The 16,280-nt window shown below is 71.0% G+C and carries 16 protein-coding genes; 11 read left to right on the forward strand and 5 right to left on the reverse strand.

Features of this window, described 5'->3' with window-relative positions:
* Positions 1–105 precede the first annotated feature (105 nt).
* Positions 106–756, reverse strand: a complete 651-nt coding sequence (locus NDR87_RS00770) for a hypothetical protein (RefSeq protein WP_251909306.1) — start codon at positions 754–756, stop codon at positions 106–108.
* 66 nt (positions 757–822) lie between these two features.
* Between NDR87_RS00770 and NDR87_RS00775 the strand changes: the two genes are divergently transcribed.
* Entirely contained in the window at positions 823–1,494 is a 672-nt protein-coding gene (locus NDR87_RS00775) for a TetR/AcrR family transcriptional regulator (RefSeq protein WP_251909305.1), read from the forward strand.
* Between the two features lie 106 nt (positions 1,495–1,600).
* On the opposite strand, the gene NDR87_RS00780 is transcribed toward NDR87_RS00775, so the two are convergent.
* A complete protein-coding gene (locus tag NDR87_RS00780; RefSeq protein WP_251909304.1) occupies positions 1,601–2,254 on the reverse strand; it encodes a TetR/AcrR family transcriptional regulator in 654 nt (217 codons plus the stop codon).
* Between the two features lie 81 nt (positions 2,255–2,335).
* Here NDR87_RS00780 and NDR87_RS00785 point away from each other — a divergent pair, with 81 nt between their 5' ends.
* Positions 2,336–5,287 (forward strand): crotonase/enoyl-CoA hydratase family protein, encoded by a 2,952-nt coding sequence (locus NDR87_RS00785; RefSeq protein WP_251909303.1) that lies wholly within the window; start codon positions 2,336–2,338, stop codon positions 5,285–5,287.
* Positions 5,288–5,496: 209 nt separating this feature from the next.
* On the opposite strand, the gene NDR87_RS00790 is transcribed toward NDR87_RS00785, so the two are convergent.
* Positions 5,497–6,060, reverse strand: a complete 564-nt coding sequence (locus tag NDR87_RS00790; protein WP_251909302.1) for a TetR/AcrR family transcriptional regulator — start codon at positions 6,058–6,060, stop codon at positions 5,497–5,499.
* Positions 6,061–6,113: 53 nt separating this feature from the next.
* On the opposite strand from NDR87_RS00790, the gene NDR87_RS00795 reads away from it, so the two are divergent.
* From NDR87_RS00795 to NDR87_RS00815, 5 genes are all read left to right on the forward strand, one after another.
* Positions 6,114–7,076 (forward strand): DUF2867 domain-containing protein, encoded by a 963-nt coding sequence (locus NDR87_RS00795; RefSeq protein ID WP_251909301.1) that lies wholly within the window; start codon positions 6,114–6,116, stop codon positions 7,074–7,076.
* Positions 7,077–7,532: 456 nt separating this feature from the next.
* A complete protein-coding gene (locus NDR87_RS00800) occupies positions 7,533–7,928 on the forward strand; it encodes a hypothetical protein (protein WP_251909300.1) in 396 nt (131 codons plus the stop codon).
* Between the two features lie 38 nt (positions 7,929–7,966).
* Positions 7,967–8,806, forward strand: a complete 840-nt coding sequence (locus NDR87_RS00805) for a patatin-like phospholipase family protein (RefSeq protein WP_251909299.1) — start codon at positions 7,967–7,969, stop codon at positions 8,804–8,806.
* Positions 8,807–8,843: 37 nt separating this feature from the next.
* Entirely contained in the window at positions 8,844–9,119 is a 276-nt protein-coding gene (locus NDR87_RS00810) for a hypothetical protein (RefSeq protein ID WP_251909298.1), read from the forward strand.
* Positions 9,119–9,451 carry a hypothetical protein gene (locus NDR87_RS00815; RefSeq protein WP_251909297.1) on the forward strand — a complete coding sequence of 111 codons (333 nt, stop codon included), beginning with the start codon at positions 9,119–9,121 and terminating at the stop codon, positions 9,449–9,451. Before NDR87_RS00810 ends, NDR87_RS00815 begins: the two co-directional genes overlap by 1 nt.
* A gap of 159 nt (positions 9,452–9,610) precedes the next feature.
* Here the strand turns inward: NDR87_RS00815 and NDR87_RS00820 are convergent, their stop codons facing one another.
* On the reverse strand, positions 9,611–11,434 hold the full coding sequence (locus NDR87_RS00820) for an amino acid transporter (protein ID WP_372494074.1): 1,824 nt from the start codon (positions 11,432–11,434) through the stop codon (positions 9,611–9,613).
* A gap of 477 nt (positions 11,435–11,911) precedes the next feature.
* On the opposite strand from NDR87_RS00820, the gene NDR87_RS00825 reads away from it, so the two are divergent.
* Entirely contained in the window at positions 11,912–13,183 is a 1,272-nt protein-coding gene (locus NDR87_RS00825) for an MFS transporter (RefSeq protein WP_251909514.1), read from the forward strand.
* 93 nt (positions 13,184–13,276) lie between these two features.
* Positions 13,277–13,960: a response regulator gene (locus NDR87_RS00830; RefSeq protein ID WP_251909296.1), complete on the forward strand. Its 684-nt coding sequence runs from the start codon at positions 13,277–13,279 to the stop codon at positions 13,958–13,960.
* A 19-nt stretch (positions 13,961–13,979) separates the two neighbouring features.
* Here NDR87_RS00830 and NDR87_RS00835 read toward each other — a convergent pair whose 3' ends face one another.
* A complete protein-coding gene (locus tag NDR87_RS00835) occupies positions 13,980–14,825 on the reverse strand; it encodes an SDR family oxidoreductase (RefSeq protein ID WP_251909295.1) in 846 nt (281 codons plus the stop codon).
* 124 nt (positions 14,826–14,949) lie between these two features.
* Here NDR87_RS00835 and NDR87_RS00840 point away from each other — a divergent pair, with 124 nt between their 5' ends.
* Both NDR87_RS00840 and NDR87_RS00845 read left to right on the forward strand, forming a co-directional pair.
* Positions 14,950–15,813 carry an NAD(P)H-binding protein gene (locus NDR87_RS00840; RefSeq protein WP_251909294.1) on the forward strand — a complete coding sequence of 288 codons (864 nt, stop codon included), beginning with the start codon at positions 14,950–14,952 and terminating at the stop codon, positions 15,811–15,813.
* Between the two features lie 77 nt (positions 15,814–15,890).
* On the forward strand, positions 15,891–16,253 hold the full coding sequence (locus tag NDR87_RS00845; protein ID WP_251909513.1) for a VOC family protein: 363 nt from the start codon (positions 15,891–15,893) through the stop codon (positions 16,251–16,253).
* The last annotated feature ends 27 nt before the right edge of the window (positions 16,254–16,280 follow it).

Raw genomic sequence — 16,280 nt, forward strand, 5'->3', positions numbered from 1 at the left:
TTGCGGCCGATGGCGATCGCTCGGCAACTGCAGATCTCGCAGTCGGATGTGCGCGGTGGAGCGGGTGGGTCTGTCGATATCGGGACCCGCGTCCACCGCGGGGGGTCAGTACCCGATCAGGGCGACGCCGCTGGCGATGATCCAGCTCGCCCAGCCGAGCCAGCCGACCAGGCCGATCGGGGCGAGTGTGCTTCGGCCGTCGGCGTTGTAGGGGCTCAGTGATGCCGAGGCGAAAAGTAGTGCGGCGCTGAGGTATCCGAGGATGGCGTGCCAGGTCGGCAGGAAGCCGGTGTGGGCGCCCGCAGCGGTGAAGCCCAGAAGGGCCAGGGCCAGGAAGGTCTGGTTGAGGCCGAACAGCACCGTGGTCGTACCCCATAGGCCCGCGACCGAGTCGCGGTCGCGGCGGGCGGCCGCGGCCAGGCCGAAGCGCAAAGCCTCGACGACGGTGAAGGTGGCGTTCTGCATGAGCACGCCCGCGAAGCCGACCAGCGCCCACGCCGCGGCGTCGGTCTCGCCGTGCCACAGCACCGACAGCATGCCCGCCGCGAACACCGTGGTGCACAACCATCCGGCCGGGGCGGCCACCGATGGCTTCCGCAGTGCGTCGGCGGCCGCGGCGAACGCGGCCACGACCTCGTCGAAACTGCCCGCACCCACCGGCATCGGCAACCTGCCGCGCAGGTAGGCGGCATTGATGGCGATCGCCAGCACCACGAATCCGATTCCGGCCCACCCCGCCAGCGCGGTGAAGGTCATGGCTTCCTCCCCAAATTGGATTTACGCAACCTCTAATGAATATAGGTCTGATAGTCTCTGGGGGCAATGACTGATTCGACGACTCCCCGCCGCCGCTACGACTCGATGCGCAGACTGGCCCAGGCCCAGCAGACGCACGCCGACATCGCCGTGGCCGCCCGCGAGCTCTTCGTCGCCAAGGGTTGGGCGGCGACCACGGTGCGCGATGTGGCGCGCGCGGCCGGGGTATCGGTGCCGACGGTGTACGCGGCGTACGAGAACAAGAAGGGCCTGGTGCAGGCGCTGGCCGATGCCGCGGACCTGGCCGCCGACCCGGCCCGGCAGCTCGCCGAACTGGAAGCGACCGCCGACCCGCGTCGTCACCTGGCCGCGATGGCCGCCTACGACCGCCGCCTGTTCGAACGCTCCGGCGACCTGCTGACCCTGATCCGCGAGGCGGGACGCGGCGAACCCGAGCTGGCCGCGGTCTACGAGCGCGGCCGAGTGTTGGGCGACCGCACCCGCGTCCAGGTCCTGTCCACCTGGCCCGCCCACACCCTGCGCCCCGGTCTGGATGTGGCCACCGCCGTGGACATCTACGCCGCCCTGTGCAACATCGACGTCTACGTCACCCTCACCGTCGAACGGGGCTGGTCACCGCAGCGCGTGGAAGACTGGTGGACCGAAGCGCTGGCGCGTGAACTGCTGTCCGACCCAGTGGGTTCGGCGTCACCGAGTGAGCGAACGGCCGATGTGTGACCCGCGCGCCCAGAGTTCGGTGTGCGCGACCCGGCCCACCGTCGGGTAGGCGCCCGTGGCGAACGGCGAGTGGGCAGCCATCCGACATCCCCTGCGGCGCACCAGTTCAGCGCGACGGCGGGCCGGTGAGAATCGGCGCGATGGCCACGCGGGCGAGATGGTCGACGTCGGCGGGTTCGCCGAGATCGACCGCGAGGCTGGGGGTCAGCAGATAGCCGAGGGTGACATGGATGAGGGCGTCGGCCTGGGCGTCGGGGTCGCCCGGGGGCAGCCGGTGGGTCGATTGCGCGTGCGCGATGTGCGCGCGGACGCGGGCGTGCGCGAGGGCGATGGGGGCGGGGTCACCGTGGGTCAGGGCGGCGAGCAGGTCGCCCCGGTGCGGGGTTTCGGCGGCCAGCAGGGGATGGCGATGCAGGGTCAGGCACAGGGCGAATCCCGCGGCGACCTGTTCGGCGGGGTCGTCGATGGTGGCCAGGCGGGCGGCGAGGGCATCGAGCAGGGCGGTGATCTCGCGGGTGAGGGCGGCCTCGAACAGTTCGTCCTTACCGGCGAAGCGGCGGAACAGCGTGGCGCGCCCGACCCCGGCCGCCGCGGCGACCTCGGTCATGGTGGCCGCGCGGGTGCCGCGGCGGGCCAGCACCGCGACCGCGGCGTCGAGGATGGCGGCGTCGGTGTCGCTGGGGTCGGGGCGGACCCCGCCCAGCGCGCGTCCGGCGGCGCGGCGCAGCAGTTTGGGCAGTGGAGTGCCGGGTCTGGTCATGGCTGCTCCTTCCGCGCGACCCTTGACGTGGTGAGACTATTGCCCCTGTAATGGTCTCACACTCGAGGAGGAGGTGGGATCGTGTCGGCTGTGCCGGGCTTCGATCGAATTCGCGCCGCGCGCAAGCAGGTTCGCGCGGGAGCGGCGCTGGTGGACGCGGTGCGCAAGGATCCGCGCATTGCCCGCGACCTGGTGGCGGGCCTGCTGGGCGCCGGGGCAGCGCCCTCGCCCGCGCCCGCGCGTGAGCTGCCGCCCGGCTTGGCCGAGTTCGCCAAATCCGCGCACGCCGAGCAGGCGATGGCGGCCCCGGTCGAGGCGGTGTGGGCGTATCTGTGCGATCTGGACCGGCTCGGCGAGTGGTTCACCCTGCATTCCGGTTGGCGTGGTGCGCCGCCGGGCGCGGTGCGACCCGGCCTCGAATTCACCCAGCAGGCCCAGGTGATGGGATTGCCGGTGGATATCCGCTGGCGGGTGGCCGCGGTCGGCGAGCACGGCTTCGAGCTGCACGGCCAGGCCCCGCAGCAGGTGCGGCTGGGGTATTGGATCACGGTGTCGGACACCGGATCCGGCACGCTGGTGTCCTTCGACGCGGGGGTGGCGGGTCCGCCGATCGAGGGTCCGCTGGGCGGATCGGTGACGCGCAGCCTCGGTGACGCGATGACCCAGTCGCTGGCCCGGCTGCCGGGGGCGATCGCCGCGGCGGGCCCGCTGCGCCCGCGGGTGGCGCGCGAGCCGGTGTATCACCGGGCGTCGGGGCGGGAGCTGGATCCGCGGACCCCGGTGCTGGTCGGTGTGGGTCAATTCGTCGGCCGCACCCCGGATCCGGACGCGGACCCGGCCGAGCTGGCGGCGCGGGCGTTGCGCCGCGCGGCCGAGGACGCCGGGCCGGGAGCGCCGCTGCTGCGGCGGGCGCAGGCGGTGTTCGCGGTGGCATGCACGTCCTGGCAGTACCGGGATCTGGGGGCGGCGGTGGCCGAGCGGGTCGGCGCCGAGCGGGTGGACACGGTGCAGTCCAGTCCCTTCGGCGGCGACGGCGGGCAGCTGGTGATCAACGAGGCCGCCGCCGCGATCGCCGCCGGTGACTACGAGATCGTGCTGGTCACCGGCGCGGAAGCGGGCGCCACCCAGGCCGCGGCGCAGCGCGCGGGCCGTGAGCCGGGGTGGCCGGTGCAGGACGGCGCGGTCGCGCCGACCCGCACCGTCGGCATCGATCGCCCGGCCAACAATGCCGCCGAGACCGCCGCCGGGCTGATCGCCCCGATCAACATGTACGCGCTGCTGGAATCGGCCAATCGGCATCGGCTCGGGCGCGGTGTGGCCGAGCACGCGACCGCGATCGCCGAGCTGTGGTCGCGGCTGTCGGCGGTCGCGGCGGGCAACGAATATGCCTGGCAGCCCGAACAACTGAGCGCCGCGCAGATCGCGGCGGTGTCGGCGGACAACCGCATGGTGTCCACCCCCTACACCAAACTCGAATGCGCCAACCTGAGCGTGGACATGGCCAGCGGCATCGTGGTGTGCAGCGCCGCGGCCGCCGAGGCCGCCGGAATCGCCCAGGACCGCTGGGTATTCCTGCACGCGGGCGCCTCCGGCCACGACGAGTGGTTCACCAGCGAACGCGCCGAGCTGGCCGCCTCCCCGGCGATCCGCACCCTCGGCGCCGCCGCGCTGGCGCATGCGGGCATCACCGCCGCGGAGCTGGCGCATGTGGACCTGTACGCGTGCTTCCCGGTGGCGGTGCAGATCGCGGCCCGCGAATTGGGTTTACCCACCGACGATCCCGCGCGCCCGCTGTCGGTGACCGGCGGACTCACCTTCGGCGGCGGCCCGGGCAACAACTACGGCGGGCATGCGGTGGCCACGCTGGTGCGGCGGCTGCGTGCGGACCCGGGCAGCTACGGGCTGTCCACGTCGCTGGGCTGGTATGTCACCAAGCACGCCCTCGGCGTCTATTCCACCCACCCACCACGGCAGCCGTATCGGCATCTGACCCCGGTGATCGACCATCCCCCGGCCCGCCCGGCGCGCAGCGGCGCCGAGGGTCCGGCGGTGGTGGAGGCCTACACCGTCGCCTACACCCGCGAGGAGGTCCCCGAGGCGGCGGTGCTGAGCCTGATCACCCCCTCCGGCGAGCGAAACCTGGTGCGCGCCACCGACTCCGAGACCATCACCGCCTGCCTCGAGCGGGATCTGCTGGGCCTGCCGGTCACGGTCTCGGGGGAGGGCGTCCGGATCGACGGTGCGACGCCGGTGCCGTTACCGGCCCCGCCGGAGCCGCCGGTGCTGGTGGAGCGCCGCGGCCCGGTCACGATCATCACCGTGAACCGGCCGCAGGTGCGCAACGCCATCAACCTGGCCGCGGCCCTGGGCATCGAGCGGGCACTGGACGCGTTCGAGGCCGACGCGGCGGCGCAGGTGGCGATCATCACCGGCGCGGGCGGGTATTTCAGCGCGGGCATGGACCTCAAGGCGGCCGCGCGCGGGGAGGTACCGATGACCGAGGGGCGCGGCCCGCTCGGCATCGCCGCGCGCCCGCCGGTCAAACCGCTGATCGCCGCGGTGGAGGGCCCCGCGCTGGCGGGCGGATGCGAGCTGGCGTTGTCGGCGGATCTGGTGGTCGCGGCGCGAGATTCGAGCTTCGGCATCCCGGAGGTCAAACGCGGCCTGGTCGCCGTCGGCGGCGGTGTGCTGCGGCTGGCGCAGCGACTGCCACGCGCGATCGCCATGGAACTGGCCCTGACCGGCGACCCCGTCACCGCCACCCGCGCCGCCGAACTCGGTCTGGTCAACCAGGTGGTCGATCCGGGCCGGGCCCTGGACGCGGCCCTGGAGCTGGCCCAGCGCATCGCGGTCAACGCCCCGCTGAGCATCGCGGCGAGCAAAACCATCATCGACTCCTGCCCCGACTGGTCGAGCGCCGAATCGTTCATCCGCCAGGGCGAGGCGGCCGCGGCGGCACTGTCGTCGGAGGACGCCGCGGAGGGGGTGCTGGCGTTCGCGCAGAAGCGGGCACCGGTGTGGAAGGGACGCTGAGGCGATCGATCTCCTCTGCACCGGCGTGCAGGCGCTTCAGCACCCTCGGGTTCGCCGGCCATCCGGGTGGTGGGGATCGACGCGAAGGTCTGCGCAATATCGCCGTCGACGCCTGGACGGGCTGCCCGCCGTCGCTGCTCTGCAACCAGGGTTGCCTTGGTCGCCAAGCGATCTCGTGAATGCTCGCGGCTGCCGGTGCGGCGCCGCGGTCACGGGGATGCGGTGAGCGTTCGGAGCATGGTGTCGAGGTAGGCGGGGGAGAGATCGGCCTCGTCCGGTGTGGCGTGGGCGAGCTGGGCGATTCCGAGGTAGCTGGTGTAGGCGAGTTGTGCGCGCCGCGCCGCCTCCTCCGGCGGAAAGCCGAGCTCGGCGAACTGCTCGGCCAGATAGTCGAGGCGTCGCCTGGTGACCCGTGCCAGCACCGGGGCAACGAGCGGATGGCGCGCGGTGGCCAGCAGCGCCAGTTCCGCGCGCGCCGCGTCGCCGGTGCGGCCCTCGACCGCCCCGACGATCAGTGCCCGCAGCCGGGGCAGCCCCGGCGGTTGCGCGTCGATCTCCGCGATGACTTCCTCGGTGTCGACGCGCTCCCACAGTTCCAGCGCGGCGGTGACGAGCGCGTCGCGACCCGGGAAGTGCCAGTAGAAACTGCCTTTCGTCGTGCCCAGGCGGGCGGCGATCGGCTCGACGGCGACGGCGGCGAGCCCGCCGTCGGCCAATGCCTCGAGCGCGGCGGAGGTCCAATCGGCGGCGGAGAGACGCTGTCGCTGCGGCATCTCCGTACGGTACCGTATGGCAAACCATACGGTGGCGTATGGAAGGAGAGGGCATGCGAATCCACAACATCCACGAGCGGGTCGTCCACGCCGACCCCGCGGACATCGCGCCGCTGTTGGCCACGCTCGGCCAGCCCGGTGACGTGCTCTACCCGCCGCGGTGGGCACCGATGCGGTTCGACGGGCCCGTCGCGGTGGGCGCGAGCGGCACGCACGGCACGATCAGCGCCTACGAGCCCGGTCGGCTGCTGGAGATCACGTTCCCGAGCGGCATGGGTATCACCGGGATCCACACGTTCACCGTGACCTCACTCGCCCCGCGGCGCGCACGGGTGCGGCACGAGGTCGAGGCCGAGGCCACCGTGGTGGCCTGGCTCGGCTGGCATGCCGCGATCCGAGCGGCGCACGACGCGGTCCTCGAGGAGTTGCTGGACCGCCTGCAGGCCGCGGTCGGTGCGCCGCCCCCGAGCCGGGCCGTCCCGTCGGCCTACGCGCGGGTGCTGCGCCGGTTCGAGCGCCCGCGCGCCCGCGCGGTGGCGGTCTCGCCGACCGATCTGACCGCTGGCGCGCTCGGCCGCGTCGACCACTGCGACGCCTTCGCGATCGAGCGCCGCCGGGAGACACCCGACGACCCGAAAGTCTGGGCGCGCGCGATCTTCGACGATCTACCACCGTGGGTCGGCGCGCTCATGGCGGTGCGTGAGCGCCTGGTCGCACTCGCGGGAATCGATCGAGGCACCCCCGACGCCTTCGCCGTGCTCGCCGACAACGACGACGAAGTGCTCCTCGGCGCCGACGCGGGCCACCTGGACTTCCGCACCTCGGTGCGGCGCGAGCCGGGACGGATCGTCCTGACCGGGCTCGTCCACCTGCACAACCGCCGCGGTCGGGCCTACTTCGCCCTGATCCGGCGCATTCATCCGTTCGTCGTTCGTGCGATGCTCAACCGAGCCGCGGTCCGGTTGGCGGGAACGTCCGATGCGCGGCTCGGTTCACCCCAACCCGATTCGCGGTGAACCGGGAACGGGTCGCAGCGTTCACCCACTAGTTGGCTGTGAGGCCTTCGATCGGGTCGGTGCGCGTCGTGAGAACCAGCGCGACGCTCGGACGCGGCGGTTCGTCGGCGTACACTGCGGCGGTGATCAGCGGTGGGGAGTTGCCGGAATGCGCACCCGTTGCGCCGCAACCGAAAGGGATCGGCTGCTTCCGAACAGTCACCGGCAGAGCACGTTTCGCGGCCGCCTACCGCGCCGGAATGCGATTGCTGCCGCCCGTCGCCGAAACCCGGCTGGTGACAACACGATTCGGCCGCGTGACCGCGTACCGATTCGGCCCGCCCGGCTGGCGTCGGCCATCCTTCGCGACCGCGCGGACGTGTCGCAGCGGTCCGCGCCCCAGCGGTCGGTCTGTTTGGCGACACCTGCCGGTGGTAGTCCGGACAGACGTGCGCGCATCGACCACGGGAGGTATTGATGGACCCCGACGATCACAGCGAGGACCGCGTTCACCTCGACATCGACCTGACCAGACTTCGCCGCACGTCGCTCGGGGACGCGGCCGACCCGAACCACCCGGTCACCCCCGCTCAGCTGACTGCGGCCGTCGACGGTGACCAATTGGCCGCATTCGCCGGCGAAGTCGGCATCCCGGCCGACGAGCTCACCGCTCGGCTGTCCGAGGCGCTGCGCAGCGCGAGAAACCTCCCCGTGCGCGACAACTACGTGATGGTGAAGTTCAAGACCGAAGACGACGAGCGGGCCATCGACTTTCCCGGTCATCGTCGTGCCCCCGAGATCGAGTTTTGGTTCGAAGTCGACCACACCGGCACTCTGCGGGTCATCGCTGCGGCTGCCCGGCATCGTGAGTGAGACCGGGGCGTCTGCTCGGCATGGGTAGGGTGGTGATCATGTCGGAGCCGCTGTCGCCCAAGGTTTCCCGGATCGCACTCGTGCTGGGTGGTGGTGGGCCGGTGGGGGTGGCCTGGCTGGCCGGGCTGGCGGGGGAGTTGCGGCGGCAGGGGGTGGATCTGGGGGCGGCGGATCGGTTGGTGGGCACCTCGGCGGGGGCGATCGTGGCGGCGGTGCTCGCCGATGGCGGTGACCCGGTCGCGGTGCTGACCCTGGGCGCGGCCACCGCGTCCGAGCCCGCGGTGGCCATGGATATGGCGGTATTCGCGCCGCTGCGGGAGCCGGGGCTGGATCTGGCGGCGGCGCGACGCAAGGTGGGGGAGCTGGCGATGGCGGCCCGGGCCGGGGACGCGGGGGAGCAGGTGGCCCGGATGGAAGCGATGCTGGGGATGACGCAGTGGCCGCGGCGGGATCTGGTGATCACCGCGGTCGAGGTGGCCAGTGGCCGGCTGCGCGGGTGGACCCGCGCCGACGAGGCGTCGCTGGCGCAGGCGGTGGCCGCGAGCACCGCGGTGCCGGGGATGTTCGCGCCGGTGCCGATCGCGGGCGGCCATTACATCGATGGCGGCATCGGCTCCCCGATCAACGCCCATCTGGCCGCGGGCGCGGATCTGGTGGTCATCGTGGAACCGCTGGCGCACATGTTCGGTCATCTGCCCTCCGACGGGGATCTCGCGGGCGCGACCGCGGTCTCGATCGTCCCGGACACGATGTCGATCGCCGCGTTCGGCCCGGACGTGTTCAATCCCGCCGCGCTGGCCCCGGCCTACGAATCGGGCGTGCGCCAGGCCGTGGACGCCGCCAAGATCCTCGCCGACTCGGGCTGGCCGACCCACTGACGGTGACCTGCGGTTACTACGCGCGTATTATCGGGTTGTGGGTTTCGAATGGCCGGATTGGGCGCTGGCGCACCTGATCGGCGTCGAACCCCACGAGGTCCGCGAGGTCCTCGGCATGGCCAGGCGCTGGCCGCGACCGGCCGACGACGGCAATGTCACGGTGTTGTCGATCTGGGCCCGCAGCGCCGGTGGGCGGGCGCTGATCGTGGTGACGCGCCAGGTCGATCAGTGGACGTGGCTGATCGTGGGCGCCCGCGAGATGCGCGCGCAGGAGCTGACGGAGTTCGAAAAGTGGGAACAGGAGAACCGGTGATGGGCGAGCAGGATTTCCCGACCAGCGCCGACGACGTGCGCGCGCTGATGGACCGGCTGAGTTTCCGCGACGAGCCGGTACCGGCCGGACAGCTGCCGCCGCGGTTGCAGCCCGGCGAGGACATCATGGTGACCACCTCGATCCGGTTGCCGCTGGCCTTGCACACGCGCATCAAGGAACTGGCCGAGCAGCGCGGCGTCGGTGTGTCCACGCTGATCCGCGAATGGAGCGAAGCGGCCGTCACCGACCTCGACGACCACGACGAACTGATCTCGCGCGCCGATGTCCTGCGCGCCCTGGCCAGCATTCACCCCGTCCGCCACGCCAGCTGACCCGCACCCCCGCTGTCCGATCGTGACCCGGCCGTTCCTCTGCCCGGAGCGCGCCTACGGACCGTCGCCGATTCGCTCGCGGCGAAACGATTCAGCGAATCGGGCGATCTCGCCGTACTCACCGTCCGTAATACGCTGTCCCACAACGACGCTGCCGGCTCACGAGTCGACATGCACATGCGGGCGCTGATGCGGATCGGGCACCGCGCGCCGCAGGATCTCCCGGGTCACCGGCGCGACCTCCCCCTCACCCACGAACAGGAACTTCACCAGATTCACGATCGGATTGCCTTCGGTCCATTCGAAATACACATGCGGATTGAGCCCGGTGCGATCGCGGATGGCCAGCAGGATCGCGGCGATCGAGTTGGGGACCGCGGCGGCCTCCACCGACAGCACCTGGTAGCAGCCCAGTTCCAGCCCGGTGACGTGCAGGTCGGTGGAGAATTCGGAGGCGTCCTTGACGATGACCTCGAGAAACAGCACCGGATCGCCGCGGGGAATGTGGCTTTCCAGACGCTGTTCGGCCTCCTTCTCCCGATAGTCGTCGGGATGGCGGATCTCCCCGGCCTCGCGGTCGTGGGTGACCACCCGGATGGTGCCGCTGGCGGCGATCCTGTCGATCAACCAGGCGGCCTTGTCGTCGAAGCGGACCTCGATCGCGCGCAGTTCGAATGCGCGCCGGGCCCGGGAGGCGAAGGACACCACGATGATCGACACGATGAACAGCGACGCCAGCTGCACACCTTCGGGCCGTTCCACGATATTGGCGATGGTGGTGTAGACGAAAACGGCGGTGACGACACCGAATCCGACGGTTGTGCCGCGCTCGCCGCGGGCGGCCGCCGACAGGGTGACCGCGACGGCCGCGGAGGTGATCAGCACCAGCACCCCGGTCGCATACGCGCCGCCCTGGGCGTCGACATCGGCATCGAAATACCAGGTGATCGCGAACGCGACGGCCGCGAACACCAGCACCAGCGGCCGGGTGGCGCGCGCCCATTCCGGCGCCATCCCGTAGCGGGGCAGATACCGCGGCACCAGATTGAGCAGCCCAGCCATCGCCGAGGCGCCGGCGAACCACAGGATCGCGATGGTCGCGATGTCGTAGACGGTGCCGAACCCGTTGCCGAGGTAGCGGTGGGCCAGATACGCCAGCGCCCGCCCGTTGGCCGACCCACCCGAGCGGAACTCCTGTTCCGGGATCAACACCACGGTGATGACACTGGACACGATCAGGAAACCGCTCATGATCAACGCCGCGGTGGTCAGCAGCCGCCGCGCGCCGCGGATCCGGGTGCGCGGATCGTCCTCGGATTCCCCGGGCGCGCTGGTGATCTGCGGCATCACCGCCACCCCGGTCTCGAATCCGGACAGTCCCAGCGCCAGCTTGGGAAACACCAGCAGCGAGATCCCGATCATCGCGGCGACGCTGCCGTGCTGGGTGGTCATGGCGTGGGTCCAGTCCACGACCAGCCCGCGCGCGGTGGCGACGTGATAGAGCCCGACGACGGCCACGATCAGATTCAGCGCGAGGTAACTGCCGACCAGCGCCACCGCGACCCCGATGGCCTCGGCGAACCCCTTGAGGAAGATCGCCGCCAATCCCGCCAGCAGCGCCAGCGTGATGGCCAGCGCATGCGCGCGCAGCGGGTCGGGGAGGTACGGATTCTCCACGATGTGCGCGGCGCCGTCGGCCGCCGACAGCGTCATGGTGATCACGAAGTCGGTGGCGGCGAAGCCGAGCAGCACGAGCACGAACAGCTTGCCCGTCCAGCGCGGCAGGATCGCGGCGAACATCGCCAGCGAGCCGCCGCCGTGCGGGGATTCCGCGGCCACCCGCCGATACACCGGCAGCGCCCCGAACAGCGTCAGCGCGACCAGCACCAGCGTGGCCAGCGGGGAGAGCGCCCCGGCGGCGAGCGCGGCGATACCCGGCTGATAGCCGAGGGTGGAGAAGTAGTCGACGCCGGTCAGGCACATCACCTGCCACCAGGACCGCTGCGAGGCGGCGTGCTCGGATTTGATCATCGGCCCGGGATGACGGGAGAACCGGTCGTCCTCGGCGCCGCGCAGCAGCCACGCCGCCACCCGCGCGCGGGCTCGCCCGGCGGTCGTGGTCACCGCACCCCCTCGGGGGCAGCCCGCACCAACGCCATCATCGCTCGGCCACCCTAACCGCCCCAATCGCCACCGGCGCGCCCACAGCCGCCGTGTCCCGTCCGCACCCGGACAATCCCACCGTGACGACGATCACAATCGACGCTATCACCGCACGTCGGGACGCCCGCACCCACCCCCGTCCCGGTTCGCGTCTTGTTTGCCCGGTACGTCGCCCGGGTACATGCCCATTCCGTGCCGGTCCGCACGATGGCCGGTTCGGACAACCGAAGGGAAAGCCGCGTGGACGAACACGAGCCAGAACCGATTCCGCAGGGCCGCTCCGTCGCCGCCGCCGCGATGGGCAACGCCACCGAATGGTTCGACTACGGCGTCTACGCCGCCACCGCCGGATATCTCACCGACGCCTTCTTCCCCGGCAGCCTCGGCACCCTGGGCACCCTGCTCGGCTTCGCGATCTCGTTCCTGCTACGCCCGCTCGGCGGCATGGTGTGGGGCCCGCTGGGCGACCGCATCGGCCGAAAAGCGGTGCTGGCCACCACGATTCTGCTCATGGCCGCCGCCACCGGCGCCATCGGCCTGCTGCCCACCCACGCCTCCGTCGGCGTGGCCGCCCCGATCCTGCTGATCGCGCTGCGCGTGGTGCAGGGCTTCTCCACCGGCGGCGAATACGGCGGCGCGGCCACCTACATCGCCGAATGCGCCAGCGCCCGCCGCCGCGGATTCCTCGGCAGCTTCCTGGAATTCGGCACCCTGGGCGGATTCGTCGGCGGCTCGGCGGTCGTGCTGGCCTGCCAGCTCGTCCTCAGCGAGGACGCCATGCACAGCTACGGCTGGCGCATCCCGTTCCTGCTCGCGGTGCCGCTGGGCCTGATCGGCTGGTACCTGCGCGCCCGGCTCGCGGAATCACCGGTATTCACCGAGATCGCCGACGACGGCCCCCCACAACGACCCACCGCGGTGCTGCGCACCCTGCTGCGCGACTACCGACGCGAACTGCTCACCCTCGGCGGACTGGTCGTGGCCCTCAACGTCGTCAACTACACGCTGCTGGCCTATCAGCCCACCTACCTGAACAAGACCATCGGCCTGGGCGAGAAACAGACCACCGCCATGATGCTGGTCGGGCAACTGGTGATGATGCTGGTGCTGCCGCTGGCCGGGGCCCTGTCCGACCGGGTCGGGCGACGACCGATGTGGCTGGTGTCGCTGCTCGGGCTGGGCGTGCTGGCGGTGCCCATGTACTGGCTGATGGGACAGGGCACCGGTTGGGCCATCACCGGATTCGTCGTCCTGGGCCTGCTGTATGTGCCGCAGCTGTCGACCATTTCGGCGACCTTCCCCGCGATCTTCCCCACCCAGGTGCGCTACGCGGGCATGGCGCTGGCCTACAACGTCTCCACCGCCGCGTTCGGCGGCACCGCCCCGCTGGTCAACGAATGGGTCATCGGCCGCACCGGCTGGACACTGTTCCCCGCGTTCTACACCGTGGCCGCCTGCCTGGTCGGGTTGTGCGCGTGGACATTTCTGCGCGAAACCGCCGGAGCCTCGCTGCGCGGCACCGAGGTACCCACCACCGACGAACTGCCCGCGGTCTCGCCCACCTCCTGAACCCGCCCGCCACCAGCGTTTTGGATCACCCGCGCCGCCGGGGCGATACCATCGCTGCTCGGAGCATTCCGGACGAACTGGAGATTTGACGCGGTGCGGTTGGCAGTGGTCGAAGACGACGACGGTGTGGGCGACGCCCTGGTGGCAGCCCTGACGGTGCGCGGGCACCAGGCCAAACGCATGCGCCGCGGCGCGGATCTGCTCATCGCCCACCGCGGTTACGACGCGGTCATCCTCGATCTGGGCCTGCCCGACGGCGACGGCCTGCAGGTGCTGCGGCAACTGCGCGAGGTCAGCACCGTACCGGTCGTCATCCTCACCGCCCGCAGCGACGAACGCTCCATCGTGCGCGGATTACGCGGCAACGCCGACGATTATGTCATCAAACCGCCCCGCATCGCCGAACTGGTGGCCCGCCTCGAGAACGTGACCCGCCGCGCCGCCGTCGCCGCCGCCGTGCGCGACTCCCAGCGCGCCCAACGCCAAATCGTCGCCGACACCGCCCACGCCATGCGCAACCCGCTGACCGCGTTGACCATTCGCCTGGACCCCCTCGGCCCCGCCATCCCCGACCACGCCGCCGCCACCTTCCGCGGCGCGGTCACCGAAACCGACCGCCTCACAAGCCTGCTCGACGGACTGCTCACCCGCGCCGACCGGCTCGTCCCCGACGTCGCCGCGGGCACCCAATTCCTCGATATGCGCTCACTCATCGGCACCGACGGCATCCCGCTGCACACCGGCGCGGCCGCGGTCTACCGCCGCTACCACGGCTGAACGACACCACAGATCCCCACTACCGCGACGGCGCGGGCAACCCCACCAACTCCGCACTCACCGCCACCAGACGATCACCCACCGCATCGTCCTGCGCCACCCGCGACGGCGCCTTCACCCGATCCTTCTGGAAATAGCATCCCGTCACCGCACCCAGATCCGGATCCGTCGCCACATACGTCAACCGCCGCCCGCCGTCCTCCGACGACACCATGAAGATCTTCTTCACCACCTCCATCGCGGGCTTGGCGAACCACGGCGCGGCATTCCAGATCCCCGTCGCCACCGCCCCCGGATGAAACGCATTCACCGTCACCCCCGTCCCCGCCAACCGCCGCGACAACGCCCGCGCATACAACACATTCGCCAACTTCGACCGGCTGTAGGCCTTCTGACCCGAATACCCCCGCCGCAAATTCAGATCATCGAAATCCAGCGACGCCCCGTAATGCATCACCGAAGAGGTGAACACGATCCGCGCCGGCGCACTGGCCACCACCCGATCCAGCAGCAACTCCGTCAGCAGGAACCCACCCAGATGATTGGTCGCGAACGTCGACTCCACCCCGTCCACGGTCTCCGACCGGCTCAGGAAAAAGCTCCCGGCATTATTGGCCAGCACATCGATGCGCTCGTACCGATCCAGCACCGCCTCGGCCAAACCGCGCACCGAATCCTGCGACGACACATCGCATTCCAAGGTGTCCACCGCCGCCGCACCGGCCGCGCGCACCTGTTCCGCCGCGGCCGCCAGCTTCTCCGGATTGCGTCCCACCAGCACCAGCCGCTCGCCCCCCGCCGCGATTTGCCGCGCCGCCGCCAGCCCGATGCCTGATGTCGCCCCCGTGATCAGGATCGTCTTCATATCCGACACCATGCCAGATCCCTTCCTCGCTGTCCTGCCACAGCAATAGCCCGAACACGCACCCCTATGCCCGCCCGGCATCGAAACACCCTGGCAGCCAACACCAACCCGGTACCGTGAATCAATGCAACCGGTACTCGTCACAGGAGCCGCCGGAGGAATACAGGGCTCGACGGGCCGCCACCTCACCGCCCAACTCCTCGGCCGCGGCATCCCCGTCCGCGCCCTGGTTCACACCGACGACGAGCGCGCCGCCCCGCTGCGCCGACTCGGCGCCGAGGTCATCGTCGGTGACCTACGCGAATACACCACCAACCGCACCGCCCTCGACGGCGTGCGCGCCGCCTACTTCACCTACCCCGTCATCGACGGACTCCTCGACGCCGCAGGCGCATTCGCCGTCGCCGCCCACGACGCGGGCCTCGGCCGCGTCGTCGCCGTCTCCCAACTCGCCGCCGGACCACAGGCTCTCACCCCGCGCATGCGCCAGCACTGGGTCGCCGAACAAATCCTCGACTGGGCCGACATCGGCGCAATCCACCTGCGCGCCGCCGTCTTCCACGAAAACCTCGCCCTACTCGCCGACACCGGCGACGGCACCCGCCTGACCCTGCCCCTGGGCCCCGAGACCACCGTCCTACCCCTGGTCGCCGCCACCGACGTCGCCCGCGTCGCCGCCGGACTGCTCACCGACCCCACCCGCCCCGCCGACCCCGTGCTGCTGCTCACCGGCGACATCCAGCCCATCGGCGCCGCCGCCCGCACCCTCGGCCGCACCTACACCGACACCCCACCCGAACGCTGGCACCGCTGGGCCCTCGACTTCTACCGCTCACCGCACGCCGCCGAACACCTCACCAAACTCTGGGAGATCTTCCGCCTGCTCGGCGAAGGCACCAACCTCTACCAAATCACACCCACCATCGAACGCTACGGCGGCCACCCGCCAACCACCCTGGCCGCCTTCGCCGCCCACCGCCACGGCTGACAGCCCTGCCTCCCGGTACCGTCGAACCGGTACATCTGGAACTCGTCACGCTCATCGTCGACGACTACGACCCCGCCATCGCCTTCTTCGTCGACCGACTCGGCTTCGACCTCGTACAGGACGCACCCGCCCACACCAACGACGGCCGCCCCAAACGCTGGGTCGTCGTCCGCCCACCCGGCGCCCACACCGGCATCCTGCTCGCCCGCGCCGACGGCGAACGCCAAAGCGCCGCAGTCGGAAACCAGACCGCGGGCCGCGTCGGCTTCTTCCTGCGCGTCGACGACTTCGATGCCGCGCATCGCCGCCTGACCGACCGGGGCATCGAATTCCTGACCACTCCCCGCGACGAACCCTACGGCCGGGTCGCGGTCTTCCTCGACATCGCGGGCAACCGCTGGGACCTGCTCGGTCCCGCCGAACCATTACCTCGCGCGTAATCGTCGCCCCACACCCCGCTCTCTACG

Origin of the sequence: Nocardia sp. CDC159 (genome assembly GCF_023740735.1) — a bacterium.
Lineage (GTDB): Bacteria > Actinomycetota > Actinomycetes > Mycobacteriales > Mycobacteriaceae > Nocardia > Nocardia pulmonis.

Excerpts from the sequence above, each read along its gene's own strand:
- NDR87_RS00770 (WP_251909306.1), bottom strand. The coding sequence starts at position 756 with ATGACCTTCACCGCGCTGGCGGGGTGGGCCGGAATCGGATTCGTGGTG.
- NDR87_RS00775 (WP_251909305.1), top strand. The coding sequence starts at position 823 with ATGACTGATTCGACGACTCCCCGCCGCCGCTACGACTCGATGCGCAGA.
- NDR87_RS00780 (WP_251909304.1), bottom strand. The coding sequence starts at position 2,254 with ATGACCAGACCCGGCACTCCACTGCCCAAACTGCTGCGCCGCGCCGCC.
- NDR87_RS00790 (WP_251909302.1), bottom strand. The coding sequence starts at position 6,060 with ATGCCGCAGCGACAGCGTCTCTCCGCCGCCGATTGGACCTCCGCCGCG.
- NDR87_RS00795 (WP_251909301.1), top strand. The coding sequence starts at position 6,114 with ATGCGAATCCACAACATCCACGAGCGGGTCGTCCACGCCGACCCCGCG.
- NDR87_RS00800 (WP_251909300.1), top strand. The coding sequence starts at position 7,533 with ATGGACCCCGACGATCACAGCGAGGACCGCGTTCACCTCGACATCGAC.
- NDR87_RS00805 (WP_251909299.1), top strand. The coding sequence starts at position 7,967 with ATGTCGGAGCCGCTGTCGCCCAAGGTTTCCCGGATCGCACTCGTGCTG.
- NDR87_RS00815 (WP_251909297.1), top strand. The coding sequence starts at position 9,119 with ATGGGCGAGCAGGATTTCCCGACCAGCGCCGACGACGTGCGCGCGCTG.
- NDR87_RS00820 (WP_372494074.1), bottom strand. The coding sequence starts at position 11,434 with ATGTGCCTGACCGGCGTCGACTACTTCTCCACCCTCGGCTATCAGCCG.
- NDR87_RS00825 (WP_251909514.1), top strand. The coding sequence starts at position 11,912 with ATGGGCAACGCCACCGAATGGTTCGACTACGGCGTCTACGCCGCCACC.
- NDR87_RS00835 (WP_251909295.1), bottom strand. The coding sequence starts at position 14,825 with ATGAAGACGATCCTGATCACGGGGGCGACATCAGGCATCGGGCTGGCG.
- NDR87_RS00840 (WP_251909294.1), top strand. The coding sequence starts at position 14,950 with ATGCAACCGGTACTCGTCACAGGAGCCGCCGGAGGAATACAGGGCTCG.